Annotated in this window: 11 protein-coding genes; 6 read left to right on the top strand and 5 right to left on the bottom strand. The window is 41.1% G+C overall.

Features of this window, described 5'->3' with window-relative positions; all coding sequences use genetic code 11:
• Nucleotides 1-173: 173 nt before the first annotated feature.
• A complete protein-coding gene (locus tag BLV55_RS11675; RefSeq protein ID WP_093314637.1) occupies nt 174-1,676 on the top strand; it encodes a uracil permease in 1,503 nt (500 codons plus the stop codon).
• 78 nt (nt 1,677-1,754) lie between these two features.
• On the opposite strand, the gene BLV55_RS11670 is transcribed toward BLV55_RS11675, so the two are convergent.
• The gene (locus BLV55_RS11670; RefSeq protein WP_093314635.1) at nt 1,755-2,633 is read right to left on the bottom strand and encodes an AraC family transcriptional regulator; all 879 of its coding nucleotides are present in this window, start codon (nt 2,631-2,633) and stop codon (nt 1,755-1,757) included.
• A gap of 121 nt (nt 2,634-2,754) precedes the next feature.
• Complete coding sequence (locus tag BLV55_RS11665) at nt 2,755-6,123, bottom strand: TrmO family methyltransferase domain-containing protein (RefSeq protein ID WP_093314633.1); 3,369 nt, start codon at nt 6,121-6,123, stop codon at nt 2,755-2,757.
• A gap of 255 nt (nt 6,124-6,378) precedes the next feature.
• On the opposite strand from BLV55_RS11665, the gene BLV55_RS11660 reads away from it, so the two are divergent.
• The 4 genes from BLV55_RS11660 (at nt 6,379) to yqeB (ending at nt 9,416) form a co-directional block, all read left to right on the top strand.
• On the top strand, nt 6,379-7,398 hold the full coding sequence (locus BLV55_RS11660) for a molybdopterin-binding protein (protein ID WP_093314631.1): 1,020 nt from the start codon (nt 6,379-6,381) through the stop codon (nt 7,396-7,398).
• 105 nt (nt 7,399-7,503) lie between these two features.
• Nucleotides 7,504-7,851 (top strand): SdpI family protein, encoded by a 348-nt coding sequence (locus BLV55_RS11655; protein WP_093314629.1) that lies wholly within the window; start codon nt 7,504-7,506, stop codon nt 7,849-7,851.
• A gap of 175 nt (nt 7,852-8,026) precedes the next feature.
• On the top strand, nt 8,027-8,536 hold the full coding sequence (locus BLV55_RS11650) for a phosphatase PAP2 family protein (protein ID WP_093314627.1): 510 nt from the start codon (nt 8,027-8,029) through the stop codon (nt 8,534-8,536).
• Between the two features lie 76 nt (nt 8,537-8,612).
• On the top strand, nt 8,613-9,416 hold the full coding sequence (yqeB, locus tag BLV55_RS11645) for a selenium-dependent molybdenum cofactor biosynthesis protein YqeB (RefSeq protein ID WP_093314625.1): 804 nt from the start codon (nt 8,613-8,615) through the stop codon (nt 9,414-9,416).
• A gap of 22 nt (nt 9,417-9,438) precedes the next feature.
• On the opposite strand, the gene BLV55_RS11640 is transcribed toward yqeB, so the two are convergent.
• Genes BLV55_RS11640 through yedE form a run of 3 tightly spaced genes read right to left on the bottom strand, consistent with a single transcriptional unit; the run spans nt 9,439 to nt 10,992 of the window.
• Entirely contained in the window at nt 9,439-9,678 is a 240-nt protein-coding gene (locus BLV55_RS11640) for a putative Se/S carrier protein (protein ID WP_093314623.1), read from the bottom strand.
• 32 nt (nt 9,679-9,710) lie between these two features.
• Nucleotides 9,711-9,920 carry a sulfurtransferase TusA family protein gene (locus BLV55_RS11635; RefSeq protein ID WP_093314621.1) on the bottom strand — a complete coding sequence of 70 codons (210 nt, stop codon included), beginning with the start codon at nt 9,918-9,920 and terminating at the stop codon, nt 9,711-9,713.
• Nucleotides 9,907-10,992, bottom strand: a complete 1,086-nt coding sequence (gene yedE / locus BLV55_RS11630) for a YedE family putative selenium transporter (protein WP_176968397.1) — start codon at nt 10,990-10,992, stop codon at nt 9,907-9,909. The genes BLV55_RS11635 and yedE overlap by 14 nt, the downstream gene beginning before the upstream one ends.
• Before the next feature lie 217 nt (nt 10,993-11,209).
• Here yedE and BLV55_RS11625 point away from each other — a divergent pair, with 217 nt between their 5' ends.
• Complete coding sequence (locus tag BLV55_RS11625; protein WP_093314619.1) at nt 11,210-12,355, top strand: aminotransferase class V-fold PLP-dependent enzyme; 1,146 nt, start codon at nt 11,210-11,212, stop codon at nt 12,353-12,355.
• Nucleotides 12,356-12,366: the final 11 nt, after the last annotated feature.

The following is a 12,366-nucleotide window of genomic DNA, read 5'->3' as shown; positions in this document are numbered from 1 at the left end:
TGTCTGTACATTGCTTCCTGATAAAAAAAGGGAAATAGCTAAAAAAGTGTTAACAAATTAACAAATAAAGCTTATTATTTGTATAAGAGTTATAAAGGGCTTTTGTACGCTACAGCGAAAAACAGTAGAAGGAGAACGAAGGTCAACATGATTACTAAGAGGAGGTAAGAAAAATGACAAAACAGCAAGTGAATTACCCATGGTTTAAGAAGGAAGATATTGATGGTTTCTTTGCTTTGTTCCAAAACAATCTGGCTAATTTCGTATTGATCGCTGTAGCACTGATTGGAATGGGTTACCCTACCAGTATTGTATATGGGCGGGTAATACCGGGAGCTGCTGTATCGGTTTTGTTTGGAAACGTTTACTATGCATATATGGCGAATCGATTGGCGCAAAAAGAAGGAAGAACCGATGTAACCGCTTTATCTTATGGGATTAGTACGCCGGTTATGTTTGTTTATTTATTTGGCGTTATGGGACCAGCCTTAGCCTTTACCGGTGATCCGGAAATTGCTTGGAGAATCGGCCTGGCCGCATGCTTCTTTGGTGGACTGGTAGAAGTAGCGGGAAGTTTTATTGGTAACTGGGTGCGTAAAACACTGCCTCGAGCTTCGATGCTGGGAGCTTTGGCAGGCGTAGCTTTTACTTTTATTGGCGGTGAGTTGTTTTTTAATGTTCATGAAATGCCAATGATTGGATTTATTGTATTAGCAATTATTATTGTAGGGTTAATTGCCAGAAAAGCCATGCCTTTTCGGTTACCAGCGTCTTTATTTGCAATTATTATTGGTACGGTGTTGGCGTATAGTTTAGGCGAAGTAGAGATGAGTCGGATTGCTGAAGGGATGGATACGGTCGGTGTTTATCCATTCTTGCCGACCCTTGGATTTATTGAAGGCTTCCAATACTTGATGGGGCCTATGGTAGGGTTAATTGCCGTATTATTACCGATTTCTATTTACAATTTTATTGAAACCATGAACAATGTAGAGGCGATGGCTTCAGCCGGTGATGATTATAGTGCACGGGAATGTATGTTAGTGGATGGTTGTGGTATTATGTTGGGAAGTCTTTTTGGCGGCGTATTTCCAACGACGGTTTACATTGCCTCTGTAGGATCTAAATGGATGAACGCCGGTCGGGGCTATTCAGTGATTAATGGGGGAGTATTCTTACTAGCTTCATTGTTTGGTATTGTAGCGGCGATTTCTGAAATTATTCCTGTACCTGTGATTGCACCGATTCTTGTGTTTGTTGGCATCTCTATGGTGGCTCAGACCTTTGCAGCTGTGCCTCAGCGTCATTTTCCGGCTGTAGTGATTGCCATGTTCCCTTATTTTGGGAACTATGTCATGACTCGGTTTAATAATGCGGCTGGTGAAACCGTAGCCGGTATTTCTAGTGGAATTGTTCCATTAGGTCAGGGCGCTATGTTTTCAGGGCTGATTTGGGGAGCTATTGTCGTCTATATTATTGACGACGATTATCCAAAAGCGGCGATTGCTTCTTTGGTGGCTGCTGCTTTGGCCGCCACTGGATTTATGCATGCTCCGGAACTCACGCTTTTCTACGATTATAAGTTTGCCGCTGGTTATGTCATTATGGCGATTATGTTTATTGTTTTTGATCGGTTTGGAAGCGATGAAACCAGTGAAGCATCTTTGGTTGACTAATTAAATAGTGATTGATTTGCACCCGTCTGAAAGTTGTTGCTTTGGGCGGGTGTTTATTTTGGTTAAGAAAAAGAAGGACTACCTTAGGATAGGAATATAGATTTCTACAAAGCGTCTGGAGTCTTGCATCGGAATTGGAGGGTAATGTTCAAAAGAATATGTATCAGCCAGTTGACAGCCACTATTAGGAAGCCAAACAGCATACATGTAGTTCCATGCATTACTATACTCTGTTGGGGATACCAGAAAACGACCGACGGCATAGGACGCTTTTTCGAGGGTCATTATTCCGATATTTTTTTGGATGGAAACAGGACGGTTTACGGACATACAGACGCTGATTCGAAGGGATTCCTCATCAGTTTCGTATCCGTAATCATGATAAAGGACAAACCATCGGCTTTCTTCTGTGATCAAATGCTGCTGATCCGCCCATTGATAGAGTTTTTTGAATAAGCCAGTGAAAAGGTTGCTGTTGCTATGGTAGGGTCCGGTATATCTCGTGTAGATAAGTTGAAGCGGAGCTTCTTCCCGGAGGATGATATCAAGGGGGAGAACCGGGTTTTGGCTAGTGCTTTGAAGTGTTCTTTGGAAAACACCAGATGGTTTTGGATATCGATAAGCTCTTCGATAGCAACTACTGCTGACACCATATTTACGCTTGAAGGCTTTTGAAAAAGAAGACTGACTGGAAAATCCAACATTCATAGCAATATCAATGACAGGTCTTTTAGGATCAGCCAGAAGCATATAAGCTGCTTTTTCCAATCGGATTCTTTTGATGAATCCATATAAAGCTTCGCCGGTCACAGTATGGTAAATTCTCTGAAAATGGTATTCAGAAAAATTGGCTATCTGTGATAATTCTCTTAAAGTAAGAGGGGTATCTAACCGGCTTTCGATGTAATCCTGAACCCTATTGATTTGTTCTATATAATGGATTGTTTTATTTTTCATGGCAAGAACTCCTTCTCATACTGACTGTATCATAACATATCCGGTGATGGGAGCCTAGGGATCACGTATTGGATAAATAGTGCCACTAAAAAAGAGAAGGAGTTTCTATTTATAAAAAAAGTTAGTCAGCCGGTGGCTCCGGAAATCCACATTGAAGGAGACGGCCTCCCTGATGGCCACCTCCGGGACCAAGTTCGATGATATAGTCACATTCGGAGAGAATATGAGGATGATGCTCAATGATGATGATAGTGGCTCCTTTTGCCTGTAGTTCTTTTAGAAGAAGAAGCACCTTGTTGACATCTTCATTTGAAAGGCCTGTAGTTGGCTCGTCTAAAATATAAAGGGAATGGTAATTGTGTTTTTTAGATAATTCTTTTGCCAGTTTTAATCGTTGAGATTCTCCACCGGATAAACTGGAAGCTTTTTGGCCTAGTTTAAGATATCCTAAACCAACTTTGTGCAACATGGAAATAAGGTGAAAAATTTCCTGTTCATCCTGAAAAAAATCCATTAGATCATGAATTTCCATGTCGAGAATATCTCCGATGGATAATTGCTTCACTTTGATTTCCAATACTTCCGTAGTATATCTTTTCCCCTGACATAGTGAACAAGGGATATAAACGCCTTCCATATAGTGGTTATCGATAGGAATTTCTCCCAGACCAAGACAATCCGGACACTGGCCTTTTTTGGAATTGAAACTAAAGTAATCCTTAGTAAAACCCTGTTTTTTTGCAGCATCGGTAGCGGCGTAGTAATTTCTGATTAAATCAAAGACACCGATATATGTTCCGGGGTTTGAACGGGAGTGATTGCCTATGGGATGTTGATGAACATAAAAAACCTTCTGAATGGTTTCCAGGCCAGTGATTTCTTCGAAAGTCCCAGTGGTATCCACACTTTTTCCCAAAGTCTTCAGAAGATAAGGGTAAAGCGTTTTGGTAACGAGGCTGCTTTTTCCAGAACCACTAACACCGATCACAGCACTGATCATACCTATAGGAAAAGCTACATCGATACCTTTCAAGTTATTGGTGGATACCTTTTTTAAGTGAATAAAAGGCGGGTTTTTTTTGGTAGAATCTTTGAAAAAGCAAGTCTCAGGAAAACGATCGGCAAGAGAAAGTTGGTTCCTTTGAGGATGCCAATGGTCTTCTGACAGGGAGGCTTTTATTTCCTGACGGTGTTGAACCAACACTAATTCACCGCCGTAACGACCAGCCTTTGGCCCCATTCTTAAGTGCATGTCGGCAATAGAAAGAAAACATTGTTTGTGCTCTACGACAATAACGGTGTTACCCGTTTCCTTCAGCGCTGTAATGCCCTTCAAAAGAAACTGGTAATCTTTAGGATGCAAACCTTTAGAAGGTTCGTCCAAAATATATAAAATACCGGACAGACCAGTGCCTAACTGAATCGCTAACTTTAGTCGTTGTGCTTCTCCACCGGATAAACTTGGCAAATTTCTATTGAGGGAAAGGTACCCTAAACCTACAGAATGCATCCGGTTTAAGCGATGATTTAGTTTTCGGAATAAAGTGCTGGTTTTTTGCTGCTGTTGTTTAGTAAGTTTTCCGTAAATGCCATGGCACCAGTTTTGCAGTTCAGTAATAGAAAGTGTCACTATCTGAGGATATCTGTAGCCATGGATATTGATTAATCTGGCTTCTTCCAATAATCTTTCTCCCTGACAATGACAACACAGGGACGAGGACATATATTTTTTAAGAGAGTTGTGACCTTTAGAAGTTCTGGAATCTGAAGATAAACGTTGAATAATTGAAAGAGCTCCTTCTACTGGTCTGCTGATAATACCGGATGTTCCTTTAGCTGTCTCGTAAGCCAAGCGGACTTCACGTCCTTTCGAACCATGAAAAAACTGCTGTTTAAATGAGGAGGACAGCTGATGAAAAGGTAAAGATAAATCTTCCTTCAAATCTTCTGCTAAGGCAAGTATTTCTCCCCGAATCCAGTTAGCATTTGGTTTTTTTCTGTGTTTTCTAAGGTTTCCATAAAAAGAAGATGCACCATCCAACAGTGATTTTTCAGGATACTCAACGATTTTAGATTGATCCACCTGCCTTTGGACTCCTAAGCCTTTACAGACAGGACACATGTAATCTGGATGATTATAATTGAAGATCTGAGGCGTGCTGTCAAACAATATTTCACCACATTTACTACATACATGGCTAGCATCAATCTTTTGATGACAAACCGGACATTTTCTTTCGCCAATAACAGTGAATATCAACTTTAATAAGTCAGCGACTTTAGTCAGTGTTCCGACGGTAGATCTTGGGTTGGAATGAAAAGATTGTTGTTTGATGGCGATGGAAGGTAGCAAGCCGCTGATTTTATCAACAGAAATATCTAATAATGCATTTTCAGTTAAAGGGTTTGAAAAAGTTAAATCCATAAACTGCTTTTGACTTTCTGTGTAAAGCGTATCAAAAGCCAAGCTGGATTTTCCGCTTCCGCTGACTCCTGTGATCACTGTAATGCTATTTTTAGGAATGGATACAGACACACTTTTGAGGTTGTGAATAGACGCATGGTGAACATGAATTTTATCTGGATCCTCCTCCTGATCGGCAGAGAGGGTTTCTTCCAAGTCAGGATGCTTAACAGGACGCTGCAGATCAAGAGGCTCTTGATAGAATTCTTTTTCAACAGAGCCTTCACAAAAAGAAGGAATAGCTTTCGGTTTGGAAAAACGCTTGAAAGAAGACCAATGGGATACCCATGGAGGAATCTTTGCTGTTGGAATGCTTTCAATAAGAGGATCGTAAGCTATTATTTGGAAAATTTTTGTTCCTGGAAAACCGTCAAAACCTTCAATTTTAATAGTTCCACTAGAAGAGTGGCAATCCTGGATTTTTACAATGGTTGACCCTAAAGGGTTGGGGCGAACCGGTGAACGGCTGGCAAAAATGCCAGTTCTGGGAGCGTTATTGTAAGGCGGCGTACAGGTACGAATACGTCGGTAATGACGGCTATCAAAGCGGTCAAAATACCAAAGTACCCTTGCATAGCTATTGTTGGAAATGAGTGTGTTTGGAAGGGGTAGCATCTTTTCATAAAGCTGGATTATTGGCTGATTACCCTGCAGATTATATTCTCCAATAAAAGAAAGAGAATGAATAGAAAAAGCCTTGATGTTTTCAGGTGGATCCAGGACAACTTCTTCGGCTGGAAAATACGGTTTTATATCTACCAATTGTCCGGAAAAAACAGGGTTTTCGCTAGTGGTTTTGAGCCTTTTCTGTTCAGGAAAGGCAAGAAGAAGTTCTCGGTTTTTCATGGATACATTTACTATCTCTGTGACAGAAATCTGGATTTGATCTTCTGTCAGATGAAAAAGCAAGCAATGAGAAAAAAGATGAAGCTTGTCCAGTGCTTTTTCATAACCGGAATATAGCTGAACAGAAACTTTTTCTCTTTCAGGGGTTGCTACTACCGTACCTATTGAGATCCATTTCATAGAATTCCTCCTGGCGATATATTTTCTATCTTCCTACGGGATGATCATAACAAATGAAAAAAAGAGACTCTTGTCCATTCCTGCTGTTTTGCGCTTCTAACAAAAGAATGAAGGCGACAGGAAGAATTTTAGTATTTTATTATATTGCATGCAAAGATAAAAAGGCATACAATGAAATATATTTTGAAAAATAGCGAATCAAGAATACCCAAAAGAAATTAATGAAGAAACCTAATACTCAAAGGAGTGCGGAAAATGAGGAAAATAGCAGTGGAAGAAGCTGTTGGAATGTTGCTAGGTCATGATCTTACAAAAATTGTCCCTAATGCTTTCAAGGGAGCCGCCTTTAAAAAAGGCCAGGTTCTCCGGCAGGAAGATGTTGAAGCCTTAAAAAAGATGGGCAAAAATCACATATGGGTGTTAGAAATGGCATCGGACGAACTGCATGAAAACGATGCGGCGATTAGGATTGCAAATGCAACTGTTTCGGAAGACTTCACTTTAGAAGGTCCTTCGGAAGGTAAAATCAGCATTTTAGCAAAAAAAAGGGGACTGCTTAAAATTAATACGGATTTACTGGAAGAAGTTAATAATCGGGAGCGAATCATGATGGCAACCATTCGTCACCATACGGTGGTGGAAGAAAATAAAATGGTGGCAGGAACCAGGATTATTCCACTTAAAATCAAAAAGGAAGAAATAGAAGCGGTAGAAGCCCTGTGTCGTGGGCAGGAACCTTTGCTACAACTGAAAAAATTGCAGAAGTTAAAAGTAGGTATTTTGGTTACTGGCACCGAGGTTTACACAGGGTTGATAGAAGACCGATTCAGCCAGGTGTTAGTGGAAAAAGTTCGTCAGATGGGTTCGGAAGCAATGGATCCTGTATTTGCACCGGATGAAGAAGAAGAGATTGAATTGAAAATCAAGCAGCTGGTAGAGAACGGTGCGCAGTTAATCTTATTGGCCGGTGGCATGTCGGTGGATGCGGATGATGTGACACCAAAGGCTATTGCTAATGCTTCTACAGAAATAATTACTTACGGTGCGCCGGTGTTACCGGGGGCGATGCTGATGCTGGCCTACACAGAAAAAATACCGATGGTTGGTGTTCCTGCCTGTGCTATGTATCATAAGATCACTGTGCTTGACTTAGTCTTGCAAAGACTGATGGTGGGAGAGAAACCAACCAAAAGAGAAATAAGCGCTCTGGGACATGGCGGACTCTGTCAACATTGTGAAACATGTCATTATCCTGTTTGTACCTTGTCACGTTAAAAAAAAAGAGCAACCTTTTAAGGTCAGCACTCTTTAAAGAAAAGAGTACTGGGTATGATGCTGTTAAGAAGATAAAAATGTTGCTCTTTTAGAGGAGGTAGGGAAATGAGATATGTTAATGGAAAGCCAGTGCCTACAGATCCGGAGCTATTAAAGCCAGGAAAGCCTGAAAAAAAATACCGGAACAAAAAAACAAATCGATACTATCGAAACATAGCCGGTTTTGTATTCTTGATATTGGGAGGATTGTTTTTTGTTTTTATGATGCAGCTAGAAGTAGCTATCGGTTTTATTTTTCTAGGGTTGGCAATTTTAATAGGGTTGATTGCAATCCTATTTGATGTGGTGCTGAAATATGATATCGGATATGAGGCAAATGAAAAGCTACCAGAAGAGGATCCGACGCAGGCGGCTAGAGAAGCGTTGCTTTATGACTCGATGAAAGATGATTGATACTCATTAAATGGATGACTTTATGAGGAGACTTTGGAAAGTATTGACATATGGCGAAAAAATGGGTAGCATAAAGATGGTAATGTATAAAATACCCTTAGCAATATGCTTGGGGTGTTTTTTTGTAAAGAGAAACTGGTATTTGACAAAAAACGTACTGAGTAGGTGATGCAATATGCTTTTGAAAATTGATGCAATGCTGTTTATGAATTTATTTCAATTCGCCAATAAGAACGATGGACTGGGAAATATAATGGTGACCATTACCAACCATTCTTCCAAAGTTTTTGCAATGATATACCTGATTGGAATAGGAATCCTGTTAGTAAAGAGAAAAAAAGTGGTGCTTCCTTTTATAATCGCTCCGGCTACTGCTTTTATAACGGTTCATATTATTCGTTTTCTTTATGAAAGACCTCGTCCTTTTGTTGCTATGGATATTGACAGCTTAATATACCATGCTCCTGATGGCTCTCTACCCAGCATGCATGCAGTAAGTGCCTTTGTGATTGCTGTAGCAATATGGCATGTTAACAAAAACGTTGGAAGATGGGTACTAATATTGGCTGGAATTACCGGTCTGTCCAGAGTGATGGTAGGAGTACATTATCCTTTGGATGTTTTGTTGGGAGCTTTACTGGCAATCGGCATCGGACATATAACCTTTAAGACAGTTCATTGGTAATTAATAAGGAGTTACCTTAATAGTACAATGGTGCCAGAAAAGGTAGAGACATGAGAAAAAAGGGAGGAAACACCATATGAGCCATGGAATAAAGGTTGCCGTAAGAAGTGGTGGAGATTTAGGGACGGCTATTATCCACAAACTACATCGGAGCGGTTTCAAAGTGTTGGTGTTGGAAACAGAAAACCCGCTGGCGATTCGTTTGAAGGTAGCTTTTTCCGAAGCCGTTTCAGAAGGAAGTGCTTTGGTAGAAGGCATAGAAGCTCAACGCATCGAAGAAATAAGGGAAATAGAAGAATCCTGGGAAAAAGGGATAATACCCGTTTTAGTAGATCCGGAGGCAGATATCCTTAATTCCTTATCCTTTGATGTGGTGGTAGATGCTGTTATGGCAAAAAAAAACCTGGGGACTCACCGAAAAATGGCACCTATTACCATTGCCCTTGGACCCGGTTTTGTAGCAGGTACGGATGTGGATATTGTCATCGAAACAAATCGTGGACATCATTTAGGGCGGCTGATTTTTGAAGGAAGTGCCGAACCAGATACGGGAAGTCCGGGAGATATTATGGGCATCACAGATCAGAGAGTGATCAAAGCGCCTAAGGAAGGTATACTGAAAGCCACCAAAAAAATAGGTGACTTAGTAAAACGTGGCGAAAAGATTGGAGAGGTGGAAGGTTCTCCGGTAATAACAGAGATTGACGGGGTGTTGAGAGGACTGATTAAAGACGGAACGTATGTGACGAAGTCTTTGAAAATAGCCGATGTTGATCCAAGAGGAAAGCTCGAATATTGTTATACGATTTCAGAAAAAGGAAGAAACATTGCCGGTGGCGTGCTGGAAGCAATTCTTCTAATGAAAAACCAGGGAAGATAATGAGGATCTTCCCTGGTTTTTACTATTCATGGCTATAGGTTAACTGATACTCTTTTTCACAGATAAGATATATTTTTTCAATTTCGTCATCAATCAGTTCATGGATAGAACCGTCCAACTGAATTTTTGCTGAAACTCCGCAATTTGAACTAAGCTTTCTTGGTACCGGCATTAGTTCGGCCCGGCATCCTTTCTTTTTTGCTTTTCGATCAAATTTAATAGCCCCTGAATGAGTATAAAACAATACCACATATTCTGGCATAAGGATCTTCCTTTACGGATCTTTTTGTCCGGTTAAGATTTTTTAGCAAGAAGTTGAATGCTTTCGCCAGCTTCTTCCCAGTCAACCTGATAACCGGCTTTTTTAAGATAACGCACAACATTAGCTTTAGCGGTTTCGTTATCAACGAGGATGGTGAGACTCTCTGGTTCAGATTGCAATGCCTTTTTAGTCAATAATACAGGTTGTGGACAAGATAAGCCACTGGTATCAATTTTGTTCAACTTTTACGCCTCCTTTTTCTTCCTGACCGACAAGTTCTGAGTTAAAGTAAGCAATAACCGTCATAATAAGGAGAGAAGCAATAACCACTATCTTACCATTTGGGGTTGCTCCTGCTGGGCTGGAAGCCAAGGACATATTGTGAGCAAAAGCCGCACCCACCAAAAGACCCATCACCGTGATTGCTGAATCCGTATTTCCTTCTGCGGCTAAAATTAGTTGTCGTAAGGGGCATCCGCCGAGTAAAACAGCCGAAAATCCAACGACAACCATTCCCATAAAGTTCCATAAGCTTTCGGTATGCGCAACAGGTTGACCTTCAAATCCGAGAGTGAAGTTGCTGGTGGCTATATTTCCAACGAGAGAGACTAGAAAGATGCCTAAAAATCCGAGAAACAGGTAGTGATCCCGGAACAGAACAATATCCCGTAGGCCTCCCATGGTGCAAAGACGTGTCCGTTGAGCTAAAGCACCAACGACTAAACCGGCCGTTAAAGCGATTAAGATCGGTGCCTGCATGGATCCGGGACCGCTTTCACTAACAAAGAGGACACCGGGAAATACGACCAGTAAAACAAGTAGCAAAATGTTTAGAAATGGAAAGGCGTACGCTTCTGGTTTTGCCAAGGTGAAATTACGTTTAAGGTTAAAACCGTTGTTCAAAAAGTAAATACCAACGCCAATACCGACGACAAAGCCACCAATAGCAGGCAGGGCATTCAGATCACCACCGGCCAGCCTGAGAACCATCCGCAAGGGACAACCCAGAAAAACCAATGCACCAATCATCATAAGGGCTCCCAGAAAAAAACGGATAAAGGGAGAGGAACCACCCTTGGGAACAAACTCACCTCTTATTTTGGCCATTACAAAGGCACCAAGTACAAGGCCCATCACCTCTGGACGTGCATACTGAACAACATCAGCCCGATGCATGCCAACGGCTCCAGCGATATCACGTACAAAGCAAGCAATGCAAAATCCCATATTTACCGGATTTCCGGCAACCACTAATAAAACAGAAATAAGCCCTACGACTCCTCCGACTGCTAACATTCCTTTGTTACTATCCACCGAAATACCCTCCTTCTCTGTGATTCTTTCTTCAGCTCCATCATAATAACTAAAAGAATAAATGCACTAAGATGAGTGTAACAAGGATATCAGATAATGTTAAATCAATTAATTAAATAGCTTTATAGAATAATTCAATCCATGCTCACTGATTATATTTGTTAGAATGGAGTTGAACCAACAATGATCGCAAAGTGTTAGGAAGGGAGTTATTGCAATGACCATATATTTCGATAACGCAGCCACCACATTTCCAAAACCTGAATCGGTAGTGGAGTCAATGAAGCATTATATAAGCTGTGTAGGCAGTAATGTTAGTCGAGGCAGTTATTCATCGGCCTTTGACGCTGGAAATATTGTTTATGAAACAAGAGAAATGCTGGCGAACTTATTTCATGATAACGAGCCGGAACGTATTTTTTTTACCCGCAATGTGACGGAAAGCTTAAATCTAGTGTTGAAGGGAATGCTAAAACCAGAAGATCATGTACTGGTAAGTTCTATGGAACATAATGCTGTGATGCGGCCTTTGCACCGATTAATGGAACAAAAGATTACTTTCTCCAGAATTCCATGTACGAAAGAAGGATACCTGATAACGGATTCAATGGAAGAAGCATGGCAGGAAAATACGAAAGCTGTTGTGATTACCCATGCCTCCAATGTCTCTGGCAGTGTGATGGATCTTGAAGCAATTGCTGATTTTTGCCAACAAAAGGGGTTGAGCCTGATCATTGATGCGGCTCAAACAGCAGGAGTACTTCCGATTGATGTTCAGCGGCTATTACCGGACGCTGTCTGCTTTACAGGGCATAAAGGGTTATATGGACCACAGGGTATGGGAGGGGCTTGGATCAGTAAAAGACTGGCATCGACATTGAAACCTTTAATAGAAGGGGGAACAGGTAGTTTATCAGACGAAGAAGTTCAGCCAGAGTACCTGCCAGATAAATTTGAAGCAGGTACCCTTAACATGCCTGGGATTTATGGTTTGAATGCTGCTTTACACTGGATAAAAGAAAGGGGCATTGAAGAAATTCATGACCATGAAATGAAACTGACCCGTCAGTTTTTGGAGAAGATTGAAAGCCTTAAGAAAATCAATGTGGTAGGCCCGATGACGTTAGAGAATAGGACAGCGGTTGTTTCTATTAAAACATCAACGATGGATCTGGGTCAGTTGGCTCATTGTCTGGCAAAAGATTACGGTGTTGCCACCAGATCGGGGATGCACTGCGCCCCTCATGCCCATAAAACCCTTCAAAGCTTTCCGGAAGGAACCGTGCGCTTTAGCTTCGGATACTTTAACACGGAAAAAGAGATTGAGAAAACCATTAAAGCCTTAAAGGAAATAGTAGGGTAACAGGAACCGGA

This window comes from Tindallia californiensis (assembly GCF_900107405.1).
GTDB lineage: Bacteria > Bacillota > Clostridia > Peptostreptococcales > Tindalliaceae > Tindallia > Tindallia californiensis.
This window is presented reverse-complemented; position numbering and strand designations above follow the sequence as displayed.